At 70.4% G+C, this 19,554-nt stretch carries 17 protein-coding genes; 5 read left to right on the forward strand and 12 right to left on the reverse strand.

Annotated elements, in window-relative coordinates; all coding sequences use genetic code 11:
* Window positions 1–4: 4 nt before the first annotated feature.
* The 3 genes from OG734_RS07870 to OG734_RS07880 all read left to right on the forward strand — a co-directional run bounded on the left by OG734_RS07870 (window position 5) and on the right by OG734_RS07880 (window position 3,031).
* Window positions 5–391: an ArsR/SmtB family transcription factor gene (locus OG734_RS07870; RefSeq protein ID WP_330286746.1), complete on the forward strand. Its 387-nt coding sequence runs from the start codon at window positions 5–7 to the stop codon at window positions 389–391.
* A 264-nt stretch (window positions 392–655) separates the two neighbouring features.
* Window positions 656–2,389: a SulP family inorganic anion transporter gene (locus OG734_RS07875; protein ID WP_330293601.1), complete on the forward strand. Its 1,734-nt coding sequence runs from the start codon at window positions 656–658 to the stop codon at window positions 2,387–2,389.
* Window positions 2,390–2,680: 291 nt separating this feature from the next.
* Window positions 2,681–3,031 carry an ArsR/SmtB family transcription factor gene (locus OG734_RS07880; RefSeq protein ID WP_330286747.1) on the forward strand — a complete coding sequence of 117 codons (351 nt, stop codon included), beginning with the start codon at window positions 2,681–2,683 and terminating at the stop codon, window positions 3,029–3,031.
* A 183-nt stretch (window positions 3,032–3,214) separates the two neighbouring features.
* On the opposite strand, the gene OG734_RS07885 is transcribed toward OG734_RS07880, so the two are convergent.
* On the reverse strand, window positions 3,215–3,727 hold the full coding sequence (locus OG734_RS07885; RefSeq protein ID WP_330286748.1) for an O-acetyl-ADP-ribose deacetylase: 513 nt from the start codon (window positions 3,725–3,727) through the stop codon (window positions 3,215–3,217).
* Window positions 3,724–5,133, reverse strand: coding sequence for a phytoene desaturase family protein (locus OG734_RS07890; protein WP_330286749.1), 1,410 nt, complete (start codon window positions 5,131–5,133; stop codon window positions 3,724–3,726). Before OG734_RS07890 ends, OG734_RS07885 begins: the two co-directional genes overlap by 4 nt.
* Before the next feature lie 96 nt (window positions 5,134–5,229).
* Here OG734_RS07890 and OG734_RS07895 point away from each other — a divergent pair, with 96 nt between their 5' ends.
* Window positions 5,230–5,892 (forward strand): hypothetical protein, encoded by a 663-nt coding sequence (locus OG734_RS07895; RefSeq protein ID WP_330286750.1) that lies wholly within the window; start codon window positions 5,230–5,232, stop codon window positions 5,890–5,892.
* On the opposite strand, the gene OG734_RS07900 is transcribed toward OG734_RS07895, so the two are convergent.
* From OG734_RS07900 to OG734_RS07910, 3 genes are all read right to left on the reverse strand, one after another.
* Window positions 5,828–6,673 carry an inositol monophosphatase family protein gene (locus OG734_RS07900; protein WP_330286751.1) on the reverse strand — a complete coding sequence of 282 codons (846 nt, stop codon included), beginning with the start codon at window positions 6,671–6,673 and terminating at the stop codon, window positions 5,828–5,830. The genes OG734_RS07895 and OG734_RS07900 overlap by 65 nt on opposite strands.
* A gap of 86 nt (window positions 6,674–6,759) precedes the next feature.
* A complete protein-coding gene (locus tag OG734_RS07905) occupies window positions 6,760–8,634 on the reverse strand; it encodes a gamma-glutamyltransferase family protein (protein WP_330286752.1) in 1,875 nt (624 codons plus the stop codon).
* Window positions 8,635–8,726: 92 nt separating this feature from the next.
* Window positions 8,727–9,563, reverse strand: coding sequence for a class I SAM-dependent methyltransferase (locus OG734_RS07910; RefSeq protein WP_330286753.1), 837 nt, complete (start codon window positions 9,561–9,563; stop codon window positions 8,727–8,729).
* Window positions 9,564–9,849: 286 nt separating this feature from the next.
* Between OG734_RS07910 and OG734_RS07915 the strand changes: the two genes are divergently transcribed.
* Window positions 9,850–10,512, forward strand: a complete 663-nt coding sequence (locus OG734_RS07915) for a hypothetical protein (RefSeq protein WP_330286754.1) — start codon at window positions 9,850–9,852, stop codon at window positions 10,510–10,512.
* Window positions 10,513–10,553: 41 nt separating this feature from the next.
* Here OG734_RS07915 and OG734_RS07920 read toward each other — a convergent pair whose 3' ends face one another.
* From OG734_RS07920 to OG734_RS07950, 7 genes are all read right to left on the reverse strand, one after another.
* Window positions 10,554–12,098 (reverse strand): NCS1 family nucleobase:cation symporter-1, encoded by a 1,545-nt coding sequence (locus OG734_RS07920; RefSeq protein ID WP_330286755.1) that lies wholly within the window; start codon window positions 12,096–12,098, stop codon window positions 10,554–10,556.
* Between the two features lie 156 nt (window positions 12,099–12,254).
* Window positions 12,255–13,274, reverse strand: coding sequence for a TIGR03842 family LLM class F420-dependent oxidoreductase (locus OG734_RS07925; protein WP_330286756.1), 1,020 nt, complete (start codon window positions 13,272–13,274; stop codon window positions 12,255–12,257).
* 11 nt (window positions 13,275–13,285) lie between these two features.
* Window positions 13,286–14,689 (reverse strand): dihydropyrimidinase, encoded by a 1,404-nt coding sequence (hydA, locus tag OG734_RS07930; RefSeq protein ID WP_330286757.1) that lies wholly within the window; start codon window positions 14,687–14,689, stop codon window positions 13,286–13,288.
* 105 nt (window positions 14,690–14,794) lie between these two features.
* Complete coding sequence (locus OG734_RS07935) at window positions 14,795–15,637, reverse strand: nitrilase-related carbon-nitrogen hydrolase (RefSeq protein ID WP_330286758.1); 843 nt, start codon at window positions 15,635–15,637, stop codon at window positions 14,795–14,797.
* A 189-nt stretch (window positions 15,638–15,826) separates the two neighbouring features.
* Window positions 15,827–17,395 (reverse strand): PucR family transcriptional regulator, encoded by a 1,569-nt coding sequence (locus OG734_RS07940; protein WP_330286759.1) that lies wholly within the window; start codon window positions 17,393–17,395, stop codon window positions 15,827–15,829.
* 22 nt (window positions 17,396–17,417) lie between these two features.
* Complete coding sequence (locus OG734_RS07945; RefSeq protein ID WP_330286760.1) at window positions 17,418–18,704, reverse strand: aspartate aminotransferase family protein; 1,287 nt, start codon at window positions 18,702–18,704, stop codon at window positions 17,418–17,420.
* Window positions 18,701–19,543, reverse strand: a complete 843-nt coding sequence (locus OG734_RS07950; RefSeq protein ID WP_330286761.1) for a nitrilase-related carbon-nitrogen hydrolase — start codon at window positions 19,541–19,543, stop codon at window positions 18,701–18,703. Before OG734_RS07950 ends, OG734_RS07945 begins: the two co-directional genes overlap by 4 nt.
* Window positions 19,544–19,554 lie beyond the last annotated feature (11 nt).

The raw sequence follows: 19,554 nt of genomic DNA on the forward strand, positions 1-19,554 counted from the left end.
GGCCATGGGTCATGGAGCCGTCGTCACCGCGCAGGACGCCGCCGAGCGTGTACGCCTCGACGCGGACAATGTCGCGAAGGTGGCCACCACGCTCCAGGCTCTGTCCACACCCTCCCGCCTGTTGATCCTGGCGAGGTTGCGCGAAGGTCCGCTACCGGCGACGGAGTTGGCGGCCGAGGTGGGCATGGAGCAGTCCGCGTGCTCGCACCAACTGCGACTGCTGCGCAATCTGCGCCTGGTTGTCGGCGAGCGGCGTGGCCGGTCAGTGGTGTACGCGCTGCACGACCACCATGTCGCCGAGCTCCTCGACCAGGCGGTCTACCACGTGGAACACCTGCGACTCGGCCTGAGCGACACCGACGCCGACACCGATACGGGCGCCGCCGGATAACTCCCGGGTCGGCAGGGCACTTCGCGCCGCTACTGCCGCACGGATGCCTAATTGCAAAATTTCGCAATTGACTAGATGCTTCACTCGCCATGTTCGCAGACATCTGCGTCCGTCCACAGGCAGCCATGCGGAAACAAGGGAGCCGGACGTGTCCGTTTCGCTGTATCGGGCCACGGCGGAGTGAGCGGGTCCATTGTCCGCCGAGCAGGCCACGCATGGGGCGCGGTGCGGTCTCTGCTGCCCGTGCGTGCAGACTTCGAGGCGATGGCCCGCGATCCGCGTCGGGATCTCCTCGCCGGGTTGACCGTGGCGATCGTGGCGCTCCCCCTCGCGCTCGGCTTCGGAGTCTCCTCCGGACTCGGTGCGGCGGCGGGGCTGGCGACCGCGGTGGTCGCGGGCGCGCTGGCCGCGGTGTTCGGCGGATCGAATCTGCAGGTGTCGGGGCCGACCGGGGCGATGACCGTGGTCCTCGTACCGATCGTCGCCCAGTACGGGCCGGGCGGTGTCCTGACCGTCGGGCTGCTGGCCGGGCTACTGCTGATCGGGCTCGCCCTGGCCCGTGCAGGCAAGTACATGCGGTACGTGCCCGCCCCCGTCGTCGAGGGTTTCACGCTCGGCATCGCCTGCGTCATCGGACTGCAGCAGCTGCCGAACGCGCTGGGGGTGGCACGGCCCGAGGGCGACAAGGTCCTCACGGTCGCCTGGCGCGCCGTGGAGGCGTTCGTACGCCATCCCAACTGGACGGCGCTGGCACTGGCCGCGGGTGTCGCGCTGGTCATGCTGCTCGGTGCGCGTTGGCGGCCGACCGTTCCGTTCTCGATCGTCGCGGTGATCGTCGCCACCGTGCTGGCGCAGGTCCTCCACCTGGACGGGGCCGCTCCGATCGGAGATCTGCCCGCCGGCCTGCCCGCGCCCTCGCTGGCGTTCCTCGACCTGTCGGCGCTGTCCTCGCTGCTCGCCCCGGCCGTGGCGGTGGCGGCGCTGGCCGCGCTGGAGTCACTGCTGTCGGCGACCGTCGCGGACGGCATGACGGTCGGCCAGCAACACGATCCTGACCGGGAGCTGTTCGGGCAGGGCCTCGCCAACCTCGCCGCCCCGTTGTTCGGCGGCGTCCCGGCCACGGCCGCGATCGCACGAACGGCCGTGAACGTCCGTACGGGCGCCGGTTCCCGGCTCGCCGCGCTCACCCATGCCGTGGTCCTGGCGGTGATCGTCTTCGCGGCGGCGCCGCTGGTCTCGAAGATCCCGCTGGCCGCGCTGGCAGGCGTCCTGCTTGCCACCGCGATCCGCATGGTCGAGGTCGGCTCACTGCGGGTGATGGCCAAGGCGACCCGCTCCGACGCGCTGATCCTGGCTCTGACCGCCCTCGCCACCCTCGCCCTCGACCTGGTGTACGCGGTGATCATCGGCCTGATCGTCGCGGGCGCCCTCGCGCTCCGGGCCGTGGCCGCGCAGGCCCGCCTCGACGAGGTCCCGCTGGACCGGGGCGACCACAGCGCCGAGGAGCACGCCCTGCTGGCGGAGCACATCGTCGCCTACCGCATCGACGGGCCACTGTTCTTCGCCGCCGCCCACCGATTCCTGCTCGAGCTGACCGATGTGGCGGACGTACGGGTCGTGATCCTTCGGATGTCCCGGGTGTCGACCATGGACGCGACCGGTGCGCTGATGCTGAAGGACGCGGTCCAGAAGCTGAACCGGCGCGGCATCGTCGTCATGTTCTCCGGGGTACGTCCCGGCCAGCGCCAGGTCCTCGACTCCGTCGGCCTGTTGGACCTGCTACGACAGGCGGACCGCGAGTACGGCACCACGCCCGAGGCGATCCAGGGGGCGCGCGCTCATCTGGAATCCACCGGAGTCCTGTCCGCCGTACCCGCCCCGAGGACCAGGCCCGGCACCACGGACGAGGCCAGGAGCACACCCGCGGCCGTGTCCGCGGACAAAACCGATAGCACCGACAACAGCACGGCCGACCGTGAGGGGGCGCCGCCCCGATGAGCACCGCATCCGCCGCCCGGTACGCGGTCTACGTGTCCGGAGCATGGGCCGCCCTCCCCCGCTGCCTCAGGGGCATGGCGGTGCACCCGTACGCCGTACGCCCGTCGGCTGGTCCTACACCTCCCGGGACGGCACGGTCGGGGTTCGTGCGGCCGGGTGTCCGCGGCCGGATTCTGTCCGGCGGGCGTCGCGGGCGAGGATGAGCGCCATGGTGTTCATGAAGGGGTGGGTGCGATGCGCCGAGGATCGGCCAGTGCGGTGGTTCCGCTGTCCCGGGGAGGCGACGGGACGATGAGCACGCCGCTGTACCAGCTCAAGGCGGAGTTCTTCAAGACCCTCGGACATCCGGCCCGTATCCGCGTCCTGGAACTGCTGAGCGAGCGTGAGCACGCGGTCGCCGAGATGCTGCCCGAGGTGGGCATCGAGCCCGCGCACCTCTCGCAGCAGCTGGCGGTGTTACGCCGGGCCAACCTGGTCGTCGCCCGCAGGGAGGGCTCGACCGTGTACTACTCGCTGACCAGCCCGCATGTGGCCGAACTGCTCCGGGTCGCGCGGATCATCCTGTCCGGCGTGCTGACCGGACAGGCGGAACTGCTGGCCGACCTGCAGGCAGCCGAGGGGGAGACGAAACCGCCGTCCTGACTCCGCGAGGGCCCGAGACGGGCTCGGTGTCGGCCTGCCCGCCGCCGGGCTTCGGTTTCCCGGGCCTCGCCACGGGCCCCTCCGCCCGGCCAACGGCGACCGCTCACCGGCAACGGGCACCCGCACCCGCACCCGCACCCGCACCCGCTAAGCAGATCGGCTAAGCGGACCGAACCCCGGCCGTCAGCAACGGACTTGCCCGGCGAATACCACGTACGCCTGTTCGTCGAAGAGGACGAACCGCACCTCCTCGACCGCGGTCTCCGTGGCCCGCACGGTCTCCACGGCGATACGAGCGGCGTCCTCCATCGGCCACCCGTAGATGCCGGCGGAAACCGCCGGGAACGCCACCGTGCGGGCGCCGAGTTCGTCGGCCACCCTCAGCGATTCCCGGTAGCAGGAGGCCAGCAAGGTCGACCGGTCCTCCTCGGGGAGGAAGCGGGGCCCGACCGTGTGGATCACCCAGCGCGCGTCCAGTTCGCCCGCGGTCGTGGCGACCGCCTTGCCGACGGCCAACCCCTTGCCGTAGTGACCGGCGCGCAACGCTCGGCAGGCGGCGAGGATCTCCGGGCCGCCCCTGCGGTGGATCGCTCCGTCGACGCCTCCGCCACCCAGGAGTGAGGAGTTCGCCGCGTTGACGATCGCGTCGGCACTCTGTCGGGTGATGTCGCCCTTGACAAGCGTGATCGCGGTCATGCTTGCCTCAGCCTTCGCCAGACGGCCTTCGCCGCGTTGTGTCCCGACATGCCGTGCACGCCGGGGCCCGGCGGGGTGGCCGAGGAGCAGATGAAGACGGCCGGGTGCGGGGTGGCGTACGGGAACAGGGAGAGCTTGGGGCGCAGCATGAGCTGGAGGCCGCTCGCCGCGCCGGAGCCGATGTCGCCGCCGACGTAGTTGGCGTTGCGGGCCGCCAGTTGGGGCGGTCCGGCGGTGGCGCGGGCGAGGACCCGGTCACGGAAGCCGGGGGCGAAGCGTTCCAGTTGGCGTTCGATGGCGTCGGTGAGGTCGCCCGTCCAGCCGTTCGGGACGTGTCCGTAGGCCCAGAAGACCTGCTTGCCGTCGGGTGCCCGGGAGGGGTCGACGATGCTCGGCTGCACGGTGATCAGGAAGGGGGTGTCGGGGGCCCGGCCCTCGCGGGAGGCGACGCGCAGGGCGGTGCCGATCTCGGCGCTGTCCGCAGCGACCTGGACGGTGGTGGCCGTGCGGGCCTCCTTCGCCGTCCAGGGCACGGGGCCGTCCAGCGCGTAGTCGATCTTGAAGACGCCCGCGCCGTAGCGATAGCGCTCGTAGTAGCCGCCGAAGCCCGCGATGCGGGCCAGTGCGGTGGGTGAGGTGTCGAAGACGTACGCACGCGCGGGTGGCAGGTCGTCCAGCCGCTTGACCTCGTAGCCGGTGTGGACTGTGCCGCCGAGGTCCGTCAGATACGCGGTGAGCGCGTCGGAGATCGACTGGGAGCCACCGCGCGCGACCGGCCAGCCGCGGGCGTGTGCCGCCAGGGCGAAAACCAGGCCCACGGCGCCGGTGGCCACTCCGTCGAGGGGGGCCATGACGTGTCCGACGAGGCCTGCGAACAGGGCTTTCGCCCGCTCGTCGCGGAAGCGGCGCATCAGCCAGGTCGAGGGCGGCAGGCCGGCCAGGCCGAAGCGGGCGAGGGTGACCGGGTCGCGGGGCAGCGAGGTCAGTGGCAGGGACATGAAGTCGTGGGCCAGCGTGTCCCACTTACTGAGGAACGGCTCGACCAGCCTGCGGTACGCGCCCGCGTCCCGTGGCCCGAAGGAGGCGGCCGTCTCGGCGACGGAACGGGACAGGACCGCGGCCGTGCCGTCCGGGAAGGGGTGCGCCATGGGCAGGTCGGCGTGCAGCCACTCCAGCCCGTATCTGTCCAGCGGCATCGCCCTGAACGCCGGGGAGTTGACACCCAGCGGGTGCGCCGCCGAGCACGGGTCGTGACGGAAGCCGGTCAGCGTCAGCTCCTCCGTGCGGGCGCCGCCGCCGACGGTGTCGCGCGCCTCGAAGACGGCCACGGAGAAGCCCCGCCGGGCCAGCTCCACGGCAGCCGTGAGCCCGTTGGGCCCTGCTCCCACCACGACCGCATCGAGCATCGACGGCACCTTCGGACTCCTTTGTCAGCCGACGGCCAGTTGAGATCAGGATATGCCGGGACACCGACACTGCCCGGCGCGGGTAATCTCGGCCGGATGACGCGCCGTTTCCGCATCCAATCGCCCGGCGAGGACGCCGACGACACCGCCTGGTACTGGTTCGAGGTCGAGGACGACGGCTGGGTGCTGCGGCAGGCGGTGTTCGAGGCGGCACTGGAGATCCCGCGAACCTGCGAGCCCCTCCGGAATGCCGACGGCACCACCTCCGGCGGCGCCTCGATGGCCGCCGCACAGACCCAACTGGCCCTTGTCCGCGAACGGTTCGGACGTCTGGGCGTGCAGCTCTACCAGACCGTTTACGGGCCGTTCACCGAGGGCGCCGTCGATGTGCCGCCGGAGGCGGTGGACGTGGCGGAGTCGGAGTTCGAGCGGGCCTGGTCCACCGCCCTGCAGCATCGGCACCTGAGCCACTACGTCACCGGCCCGCTGCCGGAGGGCGCCAAGGTCACCGGCATGGTGTGCGCGCTGCCGTGGGGGCCGGGCCGTACGGGACTGTTCGTCGACATCAACCTGCCGATCGACGCCTTCGTGGACATCGCCTGGCTGCCCTTCGACCCGGCGGACTGGCCGGTGGTCGGGACCGTGGCCGAGTTCGAGGTCGTCACCCTGCGCTTCAGTTCGGCCCGCCCACAGATCAGGCTCCGCCCGACAGCAGTTCCACCACCCGGCGAGCCGTGGCCGCGTCGCGTGCCGCGGTGAAGGGCAGCATGTTGCCGCCGGTTATGCGGAACGGCTCGCCCGCGCGGGTCAGGTGGGCGCCGCCGGCCTCCTCGACGAGGAGGATGCCTGCCGCGTGGTCCCAGGCGGCCTCCCAGGAGAACGCGGTGGCGTCCAACTCGCCCCGGGCGACGGCCAGATACTCCAGGCCCGCCGAGCCGCAGGCACGGGGCCGGACGCCTTCTGTCCACAGGCCGAGCAGCGCACGCTTCTGCTCGTCCGTCGTGTAGTCCGGGTGGGAGGTGGCCACCTGGAGGTCGCTGCCGGGCTCGGGCGAGCCCGCGTACAGGGGTGTGCCGTCGAGGAAGGCGCCCTGTCCGCGGATCGCCGTGGCGAGCTGATCGCGGGCCGGGGCGAACGTCCACGAGGCGCGCAGGACGCCACGGTGTGCGAGCGCGACGAGCGTGCAGAAGCCGGGGTCGCCGTGGACGAACTGCCGGGTGCCGTCCACCGGATCGACGATCCAGACGGGCGCCTCGCCCTGTATCGCCTCGTACGAAGCGGGGTTGGCGTGCACCGCCTCCTCGCCGACCACGACGGAGCCGGGCAGCAGCTTGGGCAGCACCTCGGTGAGATACAGCTCGGCCTTGCGGTCGGCGTCCGTCACCAGGTCGTGCGGGCCGCTCTTCTGGTCGACCTCGTGGGCGGCGAGCTGACGGAAGCGCGGCATGATCTCCGCGGCCGCCGCCTGGCGGACCGCTTCTTCGACATCGGACGCGTGCCTGGCGAGAAACTCTTCGATGGTTTCGTTTTCTTCGATCATGGCTCCATGAGAGCACGCGCCACTGACAATCCCCGCCCGGCCGGTGGACAGGGGGTGGAATCGGCCTGAACACCGGGATTCGGACATCAGCGCCCGACCGCGTACCCCTGCATCCCCCGCGGATTCGCCGCCGCCGACAGCACACCCGTCTCCGGGTCCCGGGCGACCGCGCACATCCGGCCCTCGGACCAGCCGTCGCCGATCGTCACGTCGTGCCCCCGGCGGCGCAGTTCATCGACCACCCCGCCCGGCATACGCGCCTCCACGGTGACACTGCCCGGGCGCATGCCGCGCGGGTAGAACGAACCCGGGAAGCTGTCGTTGTGCCAGTTCGGGGCGTCGATCGCGCCCTGGAGATCCAGGCCGCCGCGCACCTTGGGGCGCAGGGCGACCGCGAGGAAGAAGTGCAGCTGCCACTGGTCCTGCTGGTCCCCACCAGGTGTACCGAACGCCAGCACCGGCACCCCGTCGCGCAGCGCGACGGAGGGGGTGAGAGTGGTCCGGGGGCGGCGACCCGGGGTGAGGGAGTTCGGCAGGCCCTCCTCCAGCCAGGTCATCTGGAGCCTGGTGCCGAGGGGGAAGCCCAGTTCGGGTACGACGGGGTTGGACTGGAGCCAGCCGCCGCTGGGTGTGGCCGCGACCATGTTGCCCCAGCGGTCGACGACGTCGAGGTGGCAGGTGTCGCCCCGGGTGCGCCCGTCGGCGGCGACGGTGGGCTCGCCCCGCACCGGGGAGGTCGGAGGCTTGGCCACCGTGGGCTCACCGGCCCCCGGCGCGCCACCGACCGCGACCGTCGGCTCCCCGGCCCCCAGCGGGCTGAAACCGGGCTCGTCCGTCGCCACCACGCGCGCGTGCGCGCACAGTCGGGGTGTGTGCCCGCCGGGGCTGCCGGGACGGAGCTCGTAGGAGGCCTTGCCCCCGACGAGGGTCCGCCGGGCCGCGTTGTAGGCGTCGGACAGCAGTTCGTCGAGCGGCACGTCGGCCCCGCCGGACGCGTCCCCGTACCAGGCCTCGCGGTCCGCCATGGCGAGCTTGCAGCCCTCGATCAGGAGGTGGACGTAGTCGGCGGACTCGTACGCGGGCAGCTGTGGCGGGAGGAGCGCGAGTTGCTGGAGGAAGGCCGGGCCCTGGCTCCAGGGGCCGGCCTTGCAGAGGGTCCAGCCGTGCCAGTCGTAGGTCGCGGGGGCTTCGTAGGTCGCGGACCAGGAGGCGAGGTCGGCGGCTCTCAGCGTGCCGGTGTGGTGCTCGCCGCTGGTGTCGAGGGTGGGCCGCGCGGACTGCCGGACGAGCGCCTCGGCGATGAAGCCGGTCCGCCAGACCTCCCGTGCCGCCTCGATCTGGGCGATGCGGTCGCCCGCCCCGGCGATCCGGGCGAGCAGGCGCTGCCAGGTGGCGGCCAGGGCGGGATTCCGGAACAGCTCGCCGGGGCGGGGCGCCTGGCCGCCGGGGAGATACACGTCCGCGGAGGAGGGCCACTCCGTCTCGAACAGTTCCCGTACGGTCTCGACGGTCGCGCCGATGTTCTCCACGGGCGCGTGCCCGTCCTCGGCGTACCCGATGGCGTACTGCAGGACGTCGGCGAGCGGCTTGGTGCCGTGGTCGCGGAGCAGGAGCAGCCAGGCGTCGAAGGCACCGGGCACGGCAGCGGCGAGGGGTCCGGTGCCGGGTACGAGATCGAGCCCCAGTCCCCGGTAGTGCGCGATCGTGGCGCCGGCGGGCGCGACGCCCTGCCCGCACAGCACCCGCACCTCGCCGCCGGCCGGGGCGATGATGATCGGCACCTCACCGCCGGGTCCGTTGAGGTGCGGTTCGACGACGTGCAGGACGAAGCCCGCGGCGACGGCGGCGTCGTACGCGTTGCCGCCGTCCTCCAGGACGGCCATCGCCGACTGCGAGGCCAGCCAGTGCGTGGAGGACACCATCCCGAAGGTGCCCTGGAGCGTGGGTCGGGTGGTGAACACGGGCGACTCCTTCACTGCGGCACACGATCCGATGATCGTACGTACCCCACGCCGCGCCCCTGTTACACCGCCCGTGCCGGCTCGCTGCTCGGCTACGGGCGACGCCGTCCCGCCGTGAGCACGTGACCGCTCGCACCGAGCAGCGCCGGCTCGGACTCGATGCGGCGGGTCGCGGACATGACGGCCTCGCGGCGTTCCGGGTCGTCCAGCCACTGCTCGACACCGCCCATGAGCCACGCGACGCCCTCCAGCCCGTACTGGCCCTCCGGGACGAGTCCGGCCTCGCTGAACTCGGCCGGGACTTCGGTCGGTTCGGCAAAGTAGGCGGTCGTGAACAGGCCCCCGTCGTCAGCGTGTCGTCCGGTGGCGCTGACCTCGTCCGTGTGAACCCGGTGCGCCGGGTCGAAGTAGTACTCCTCCTTGAGCAGGTCGTGCAGCGCGGCGTGCCGGTTGATGGTGGCCGCGACCACCAGTCCCCCGGGCCGGACGACCCGCAGCGCCTCACCCAACGCCTTTACCCGGTCGGGCCGTTCGGGCAGGTGGTACAGCGGCCCCAGCATCAGGACCACGTCGCGGGAGGCGTCGTCCGTGGGCAGCGCACGGGCGTCCCCGAGCCGCACGGTGACACCGGGCAACCGCGCCGCCTGCTCCAGATGCAGCGGCACGGGATCGACCAGCTCGACCTCGTACCCGTCCCGCGCCAGCCACTCCGCGTGCACGCCGCTGCCTCCGCCGACGTCCAGCACGCGCGCGGGAGCCGTGGGCAGCAGCCGTCGGAGCACTTCCTGGGTCCGCCAGAACTCCAGCCGACCGGAACCCCGCCGGATCCGGGCGTCCTCCTTGCCGCGCGCGTAGTAGGCGAGGATCTCTTCCCGTACGGCGGGGAGTTCGGCAGGCGTGTCGTCTGTGGTGGGTGATGTGGAGGACATACGTCAAGGCTGCGGATGGGCACGCAGAGGCGCAAGCCGTTATCGACGCGTCCGCCTCGTCACCTATGCGAGTTTCGGCGCATTCCATGGCATTAAAGGCGAATTGAGCGCTACCGGCGGCGATTTGCGCATTCCGACGGACAGTACGGGCAGCCGACCATGAATGACAGTCATCGCACAGCCACGGAGCGAGTTCATACTTCCGCCCCACAGGCAGCCATGTGACACTGGCGTCCCGTCCGGAGTGCGGACCCCCCTCCGCACCGTCCCCCACGAGAAGTGCGCCTTGAGCCTTCCTCTGCCGCTCGCACTCACCACCCGGCTGGCCCCGGTCGCCGTGCTCGCCACGGCCGGCTGGGCGCTGTCCTCGGGCCCGCTCGCCCCCGCGCCGGCCGCCGACAACCATGACTCGGCCACCAAGGGCGCGTCCGCATCACCCACCGCGCCCTCGACGGCGGCGGCCACGAAGACGTTCACCGCCGCGCCCGCGCCCTGCACGGCCGTGACCGCGAAGACGATCAAGTCCCTGGTCCCGGGCGCCAAGACGGCCGGCAAGGAGATCCCGTCGACGGACACGAAGGCGCGCCGCACCTGCTCCTGGAACGCGCTCAAGGAGTACGACTACCGCTGGCTCGACGTGTCGTTCGAGCTGTCGGACACGGACGCGGCGGCGGAGAAGACGTACAAGGAACGCCTGACGGAGAAGAGCGGCGGCGGAGTCGTGCCAGGTCTCGGTGACGCCGCCTATTCCGTTGTGAACCTCTCCACCGAGGACAAGCAGCAGACCCGCGAGGGCGTGGTCCTGGTCCGCGCGTCGAACGCGCTGGTGGTGATCACGTACAACGGCAGTGACTTCGAGTCGAAGAAGGCGCCCACCACGGATGTGATCAACAAGGGCGCCATCAAGGCCGCCCGGGACGCGGTGGCAGCACTGGAGGGCGGCCGGTAGAACCGGCCGCCCTCCGCCGCGCGTCACATCACGTCACCAGGTCAGACCGTCGTCTTCTCCTGCAGCCCGGTCTTCGCCTTCCCGCTCGCCAGCATCAGCGCCAGGTAGAGCACCATCGACGTGCCCAGGCCCACGGCCCAGCCGTAGTCCGCCAGTGAGGACAGTGCCGGGATGGGCCGCCCGTCGATCAGCGGCGCGAAGTTGGCGCCGCCGACTGCCAGTACGCCGCCGACCAGGAAGGCGACGACCGCACGCCAGTTCCAGCCGTTGTCGTACCAGTAGCGCCCGCCCGCGCTGTACAGGTCGGCGAGGTCGAGCTTGCCGCGGCGCAGGATCCAGTAGTCGGCGATGAGGATGCCGGCGACCGTGCCGAGGAGACCGCCGACCAGGCCGAGCCAGGTGAAGATGTAGCCCTGCGGGTCGGAGTACAGCTTCCACGGGAAGATCAGGACGCCGAGTACGCAGGTGGCGAGCGCACCGGCCCGGAAGCTGATCTTGCGCGGCGCGATGTTGGAGAAGTCGAAGGCCGGGGAGACCAGGTTGGCCGCGACGTTCACGGACAGGGTCGCGACCAGCACGGTGACCAGGGCGAACAGCAGCCCGAAGACGTTGTCGGTCTTGGCGGCGAGCTGTACCGGGTCCCAGATGGCCTCGCCGTACACGGCCTGCGAGCCCGAGGTGACCATGACGGACAGGAACGCGAACAGCGTCATCGTGGTCGGCAGACCGAGCGCCTGCCCCCACGTCTGGGCCTTCTGGCTCTTCCCGTAGCGGGTGAAGTCCGGGATGTTCAGGGACAGCGTGGACCAGAAGCCGATCATGCCCATGAGGGCGGGCGCGAAGATCTTCCAGAAGTCCGCGCCGTAGCCCACCTTGGAGGGCTGGTCGAGCAGCGGACCGAAGCCGCCGGCCTTGCTCGCCATCCACCACAGCATCACGCCGGCGCCGAGGAGCACGAAGGGCGCGGCCCAGTTCTCGAACCGGCGGATGGTCTCCATGCCCCGGTAGATGATGGCGACCTGGATCGCCCAGAAGATGGCGAAGGACAGCCACATCGTCCAGGCGTAGCCGCCGACCTTCCCGGCGTCGCTCCAGCCGTTGCCGATGAGCTTTCCGGCGAGGAAGTAGATCGCCTCGCCGCCGATCCAGGTCTGGATGCCGAACCAGCCGCACGCCACCAACGCCCGTACGACGGCGGGGAGGTTGGCGCCGCGCACCCCGAAGGAGGCGCGGGCGAAGACGGGGAAGGGGATGCCGTACTTGGGCCCGGCGTGCCCGGTGAGCAGCATCGGGATCAGCACGATCACGTTCGCCAGGGCGATCGTGAGCACGGCCTGCTTCCAGTCCATGCCCACGGCGATCAGACCCGAAGCGAGGGTCCAGGAGGCCGTGTTGTGGGCCATGCCCACCCAGAGAGCCGAGAAGTTGTACGTGTTCCAGGTGCGCTTCTCGACCGGAACCGGCAGCAGGTCCTCGTTGGCGTACGGCCCGCTGGGAACGGGCGCGCCGGGGGAGATCTCCACCCGGCCGTCGGGGAGGGTGAGTTGGGAGGACGGCGGTATGGCCGTGGGAGCGGTGTCGGTCATGGGCAGGCCAATCAATGAGGTGGGCGGGAAAGGCCGTGCGGGTGGCGCATTGGGGGACGCGCTCAGTACACCCGGAGGTGTCCTGACCCCCTCCCCGGCTACCTGAACGCCGGGGAAGGGGAGTTGATGGGTAAGTAACACAGCAGCCGGTGTACGTCAGGCGTTCACGGCCGGGATCACCGTCGACCCGTAGGCGTCGATGACTTTTTCCTGGGCGTCGTGCATGTCGTAGACGGCGAACTGGTCGACGCCGAGCTCACGCAGTTTGTTGAGCTTCTCGATGTGCATCTCGGGGGTGCCGATGACGCAGAACCGGTCGACGATCTCGTCGGGCACGAACTGGGTGTCGGGGTTGTCGGCCCGTCCGTGGTGGGAGTAGTCGTAGCCCTCGCGGGCCTTGATGTAGTCGGTGAGCTCCTCGGGCACGGCGGCGGAGTGTTCGCCGTACTTCGACACCAGGTCGGCGACGTGGTTGCCGACCATCCCGCCGAACCAGCGGCACTGGTCGCGGGCGTGGGCGAGCGCCTCGGGCGAGTCGTCCTCGGTGATGTACGCGGGGGCGGCGACGCAGATCTTCACCTCGGACGGGTCACGTCCGGCGGCGACGGCGGCGTCCTTGACCGTCTTCACCATGTATTCGGTGAGGTACAGGTCGGAGAGCTGGAGGATGAACCCGTCGGCCTCCTCGCCGGTCATCTTGAGCGCCTTGGGGCCGTACGCGGCCATCCAGACGGGGAGTTCGGCTCCCGGCCGCACCCACGGGAACTTGATCACCGTACCGCCGAGGTCGGCCTCGTCGCCCCGGCCCAGCGAGCGGATGACCTTCATCGCGCCGCTGATCCGGGCCAGCGTGTTGGGCGTACGGCCGGCGACGCGCATCGCGGAGTCGCCGCGGCCGATGCCGCACACCGTGCGGTTGCCGAACATGTCGTTGAGAGTGGCGAAGGTGGAGGCGGTGACCTCCCAGGTGCGGGTGCCCGGGTTGGTGACCATCGGGCCGACCGTCAACTTCTCGGTGCTGGAAAGGATCTGACTGTAGATCACGAACGGTTCCTGCCACAGCACGGCGGAGTCGAAGGTCCAGCCGTATGTGAAGCCGTTGCCCTCGGCGCGCTGCATCAGCTCGATGACACGCGAGGCCGGCGGGTCGGTCTGCAGGACGAGTCCGAAGTCCATGAACGCTGCTCCTAGTTGAGGTACTGACAGGTGGAGCGGGGGGTGTAGACGCCGTGGCCCGCGCGTCCGGTGAACTCCCGCTCGGTGATGACCAGTTCGCCGCGCGACAGGACGGTCTCGACGCGGCCGGTGAGCCGCTTGCCCTCGTACGCCGAGTAGTCGACGTTCATGTGGTGCGTCTCGGCGGAGACGATCTGCTCGGCCGTCGGGTCGTAGATCACGACGTCGGCGTCGGCGCCCGGGGCGATGGTGCCCTTCTTCGGGTAGAGGCCGAACATCCGGGCCGGGGTGGCGCAGGCGATCTCGATCCAGCGGCGGCGGCTGATGTGCCCGTCGACGACGGCCTGGTGGAGGAGGTCCATGCGGTTCTCGACGCCCGGGAGGCCGTTGGGGATCTTCGAGAAGTCGCCGCGTCCCAGTTCCTTCTGGCCCTCGAAGCAGAACGGGCAGTGGTCCGTGGAGACGACCTGGAGGTCGTTGGTCCGCAGGCCCCGCCAGAGCGCGGCCTGGTGGTCCTTGGGCCGAAGTGGCGTGCTGCACACGTACTTCGCGCCCTCGAAGTCGGGTTCGGCGAGGTTGTCGGTCGACAGGAACAGGTACTGCGGGCAGGTCTCGCCGAAGACGTTGAGCCCCTCGTCGCGCGCCCGTGCCAGCTCGGCGACTGCCTCCTGCGCCGAGACGTGCACGACGTACAGGGGAGCGCCGGCGACCTGCGCGAGCTTGATGGCGCGGTGCGTGGCCTCGGCTTCGAGGAGGGCCTTGCGGACCTCGCCGTGGTAGCGGGGGTCGGTCTCGCCGCGGGCCAGGGCCTGTTCGACGAGGACGTCGATCGCGATGCCGTTCTCGGCGTGCATCATGATCAGGCCGCCGTTGTCGGCGGAGCGCTGCATGGCGCGCAGGATCTGGCCGTCGTCGCTGTAGAAGACGCCCGGGTAGGCCATGAACTGCTTGAAGGAGGTGACGCCCTCCTCGACCAGCAGGTCCATCTCCTTGAGCGTGTCCTGGTTCACGTCGGAGACGATCATGTGGAAGCCGTAGTCGATGGCGCAGTTGCCGTCGGCCTTGGCGTTCCAGGTGTCGAGGCCGTCGCGCAGCGACTGGCCGACGCTCTGCACGGCGAAGTCGATGATGGTGGTCGTACCGCCCCAGGCGGCGGCCCGGGTGCCGGTCTCGAAGGTGTCCGAGGCGGCCGTACCGCCGAACGGCAGTTCCATGTGGGTGTGCGCGTCGACGCCGCCGGGGATGACGTACTTCCCTGTGGCGTCTATGGTCCGCTCGGCCGTCCAGGCCTCTGCCGTGGCGCTTCCGCTGGTGGCGAGGGCGGCGATTCGGCCGTCCTCGATGAGGACGTCGGCGTGGATCTCGTCGGACGCGGTGATGACTAGTCCGCCACGGATGAGAGTACGGCCGGCCATGGGTTCACGCTCCGTTCGGTTGTCTGCAAGGTGCCGGTTGTGTGTGGCTGATCGCGCAGTTCCCCGCGCCCCTAAAAGCGGGGCGCGGGTGTGAGCGTCTGCTATTTACGGTGCCGTCAGGGGGCCGTATGCGTCCGGGCGGCGGTCGCGGAAGAACTGCCAGCGGTCGCGGACCTCGCGCAGCTTGGCCAGGTCCAGGTCGCGGACGACGAGTTCGGTCTCCTTGTCGCTCGCCACCTCGCCGACGAACTGCGCCTCCGGGTCCACGAAGTACGAGGTCCCGTAGAAGTCGTTGTCGCCGAGTTCCTCGACGCCGACCCGGTTGATCGCGCCGACGAAGTACTCGTTGGCGACGGCCGCCGCCGGCTGCTCCAGCTGCCACAGGTAGGAGGACAGGCCGCGCGAGGTGGCCGACGGGTTGAAGACGATCTCGGCGCCTTCGAGGCCCAGCGCACGCCAGCCCTCCGGGAAGTGCCGGTCGTAGCAGATGTAGACGCCGATCTTGCCCACGGCGGTGTCGAAGACGGGCCAGCCGGCGTTGCCCGGGCGGAAGTAGAACTTCTCCCAGAAGCCGTTGACCTGCGGAATGTGGTGCTTGCGGTACTTGCCGAGGTACGAGCCGTCCGCGTCGATCACGGCGGCCGTGTTGTAGAGGACGCCGGGCTGCTCCTCCTCGTACATGGGCAGGACGAGGACGATGCCCAGTTCCTTGGCGAGCGCCTGGAAGCGCTTGACGATCGGGCCGTTCGGGATCTGCTCGGCGTACTCGTAGAACGCCTTGTCCTGGACCTGGCAGAAGTACGGGCCGTAGAACAGCTCCTGGAAGCACATGACTTGAGCACCCTGGGCCGCGGCGTCGCGGACCGCCTGCTCGTGGACCTGGATCATCGACTCCTTGTCGCCCGTCCAGGCAGTCTGGAAAATGGCGGCGCGAATCACCCTGCTCATCGGGACCTCCGGTCACTCGGTGTACGGCGAGCCTAGGAAGCCCGAAGAGCGGGTTTGAGTTGCACGGTGTCACGCCTGCGGTCGTTCGGCGTTCCACGGTGTCACCCTGACGTCGGCCCATGTTTCACCACTGTTTTCCCAGGTCCTTTGATGTTTCGGAGCGGTAAGACGGTGCGATGGAGAGTGCGGTCATCGACCTTGCTGAGCGTCGTGCGCGAGGAGTGCGATATGCACGGAGGCGGCCTGCTCGAAGTCGTCGAGATCGAGCCCGAGCCGCGTCTGTATCGCCTCCAGCCGACGGTAGAGCGCGGGCCGCGAAACGTGGTGCAGTTGCGCGGTGCGTGACTTGTTGCGCCCGGTGGCGAGATAGGTCCGCAGTACGGGCAGCAGCTCGGACTCGCCCACGGCCCCGCACAGCAGCCCGTCCAGCTCCCGCTCCGCGAACGCCTGGACGTGCGGATCGTCCCGCAGCAGCCGGACAAGGCCGCGCAACCGTACGTCCCTCAGATGCACCAGCACCGGCAGCTCCTGCCCCGCCGGGGTGTCCGCGACAGCCGCGGCGACGTGCAGCGCCTCGCGCAGTCCGGTGGGTACGTCGTCCCAGGAGGCGAGCGCCTCGGCGGCGGCCACGACGGTCCGGACCCCGCCGGTCTCGGTGCGCAGCCGGAGCGCGAAGTGCGCGGCCAGCGCCTTGGCGTCCTGGTCCCGGGCGAGGCTCAGCAGGACGGCGGTCGCGTCGTCGGCGAGCTCGGCGACCAGCCCCGACAGCCCCAACAGCCGTAGTACGCGGTCGAGTTCGGCGGGGTCACCGTGCCGTACGACCAGCGGCACAAACGTCCGCCGGTTGACGGGCAGCCCGGCGGCCCGCGCCCGCGGCAGCAGTTGCCGGGCCGGTACGACTCCGCTCACCAGGTCCGTCAGCAGGCTCTGCGCGGACTGCTCCTCCCAGGTGTGCACGGAGCCCCCGAGCATGCGGTGCAGGACGAGTGCCTCGGCGGCCCGGTCGGCGAGCAGCCGTCCGGTGGCGACGTCACCTCGGTACCCGCACAGCACGATCCGCCCCCAGCGTTCCCCGCGCCCGCCCAGCTCGGCCCGGATCCACCCGTCGCCCTCGCTCCCGCCGGCCTGCCGGGAGATGCGCTCCCAGTCACGCAGCACGTCGTCGACGGACGACCGCTCCCCCGACGTGGCGAGGACGCGATGGGCAAGGTTGGTGACGACGACGGGACAGCCGCTGTGCGAGGCGACCTCGTCGAGGAGACTCTGCAGCGGGGCGCCGGAGGTGATGAGCCCCGTGAGAGCGGTCCGTACGGCCTCGGACAGGCTCACGGCGGCGAACTTCCGCCGCACGAGCCGGGACTGGACCTCCTCCGTCAACTCCGCGAAGGGGAACGGCCGGTGGAGCACCACCATCGGCAGCCCGCACCGCTCGGCAGCGCGCCGCATGACGTCCGGCGGGGCGGGGAAGGCGCGGCCGAGCCCGAGAACGACGGCGGAGGCCTCCGCGCGGTGGAGCGAGCGGATGTACTCGGCCTGGGCCTCCTCGTCCCCGGCGAGCAGCACCCCCGTCGTGAGCACCATCTCACCGCCGCTGAGCATCACGCCGACATCGGCGGCCTCGGCGACGTGCACCCAGCGCACGGCCCGGTCGAGCTGGCCGGCCCCGGCCACCACCTCGGGCTCGCCCGCGAGCACCCGTTCCAGGCCGAGGACCTGGCGGACCGACAGGGCGGGTTCCAAGGTGGTGGTCGTGAGCATGACGGACTTCCTTGCTGTGGTGTTACTGGACGCAGCTCCTCAGAGCACGTTCGAGGATCGCGGCACCCTCCTCGGCCTCCGCGACGGTGAGCGACAGTGGCGGTGCGATACGCAGCGCGCTGGTGTTGTGGCCGCCGCCCTTGCCGAGGAGCAGCCCCTCTTCCCGGGCCGCTTCGAGCACGGCAGCGGCGGTCTCCGGGTCGGCGGTGTCGGTGCCCGGCTTCACCAGCTCGACGCCGATCATCAGCCCGCGCCCACGGACCTCCCGTACGCCCGGAAGCTGTGCGGTGACGGCACGCAGCCGTTCGATGAGGAGTCCGCCGACGCGCCGGGCGTTGCCCTGGAGGTCGTGTTCCAGGAGGTAGGTGAGGTTGGCGAGGCCGGCGGCCATGGTGATCTGGGTGCCGCCGAAGGTGGAGATGGAGTTGGAGTCGAGGCAGTTCATGATCTCGGCGCGGGCCACGACCCCGCCGATGGACATGCCGTTGCCGATGCCCTTGGCGAAGGTGACGATGTCCGGCGGACCGTTCTCCGCGTGCGCCTGCCAGCCCCAGAAGTGCTCGCCCGTGCGGCCCCAGCCGGTCTGCACCTCGTCGGCGATCCACAGGATGCCGCGTTCATCAAGCACCCGGCGGAAGGCCGCGTACAGCCCGTCGGGCGGCGAGGTGAAGCCGCCGACGCCCTGGATGGGCTCGGCGATCAGGGCGGCGGGCGGGCGGACGTGCCCGAGCAGGTCCTCCAGGTCGGCGACGCAGGCGGCGATGAACTCGTCGTCGCTCAGCTCGGCGTACGGACCACGGGTGCGGACGCCACCGTGGACGTACAGGGTCTGGAGGGGGGACAGGGAGGTCGGGGACCAGCCCTTGTTGCCGGTGATGCCGACCGTGCTGAACGAACGGCCGTGGTAGCTGTTGCGCATCGCCAGGATCTGGTTGCTGCGCCGGTAGGAGGTGGCGAGGAGCAGCGCCGTGTCGTTGGCCTCCGTGCCGGAGGTGGTGAAGAAGACGCGGGCGTCCGGGATGCCGGACAACTGGGCGATGCGCTCGGCGAGTTCGACCATCGGCCGGTTGAGGTAGAGCGTGGACGAGTGGATGATCCGCCCGGCCTGTTCGCTCACCGCCTTGGTGATCTCGGGCAGCGCGTGCGCGGTCATCGTGGTGAGGATGCCGCCGAAGAAGTCGAGGTACCGCTTCCCGGCCGCGTCCCACACGTACCGGCCCTCGCCGTGCGTGATCTCGATCGGGTCCGCGTAGTAGAGGGCGAGCCAGTCCGGCAGAACCGCCTTGTGACGCCCGTACAGATCGCTCACGGCTGCACCAGCCCTTCGTACGCGTCCGGCCGCCGGTCCCGGTAGAAGGCCCACTGCTGCCGGACTTCCTCGATGAGATCGAAATCAAGATCTCGCACGACGAGTTCCTCGTCCTTGTCGCTCGCGACCTCGCCGACGAACTGGCCGCGCGGGTTCACGAAGTACGAGGTCCCGTAGAAGTCGTTGTCCCCGTACTCCTCCTGGCCGACCCGGTTGATGGCGGCGACAAAGTACTCGTTGGCGACGGCCGCCGCGGGCTGCTCCAGCTGCCACAGGTGGGAGGAGAGGCCCCGGTGGGTCGCGGACGGGTTGTAGACGAGCTGTGCGCCGTTCAGACCGAGCTGGCGCCAGCCCTCCGGGAAGTGCCGGTCGTAGCAGATGTAGACACCGACCTTCCCCACGGCCGTCTCGAAGACGGGCCAGCCGGCGTTGCCGGGTTTGAAGTAGTACTTCTCCCAGAACCCCTTGACCTGCGGAATGTGGTGCTTGCGGTACTTGCCGAGGTAGGTGCCGTCGGCGTCGATCACGGCCGCGGTGTTGTAGTAGAACCCGGACTGCTCGACCTCGAACACGGGTACGACGATGACCATGCCGGTCTCGCGCGCCAGCTCCTGCATACGGGTGACCGTCGGCCCGTCGGGCACGGGCTCGGCCCAGCGGTAGTGCTCGGGCTCCTGGACCTGGCAGAAGTAGGGCGCGTTGAAGACTTCCTGGAATCCGATGACCTTGGCGCCCTGCCGGGCGGCCTCACGGGCGTGCTCCACATGTTTGGCGACCATGGACTCGGTGTCGCCGGTCCAGGTGGCCTGGACCAGAGCGGCACGTACGACGTTGGCCATGACCTGCTCCT

This window comes from Streptomyces sp. NBC_00576 (assembly GCF_036345175.1).
In the GTDB taxonomy this organism is placed as follows: domain Bacteria; phylum Actinomycetota; class Actinomycetes; order Streptomycetales; family Streptomycetaceae; genus Streptomyces.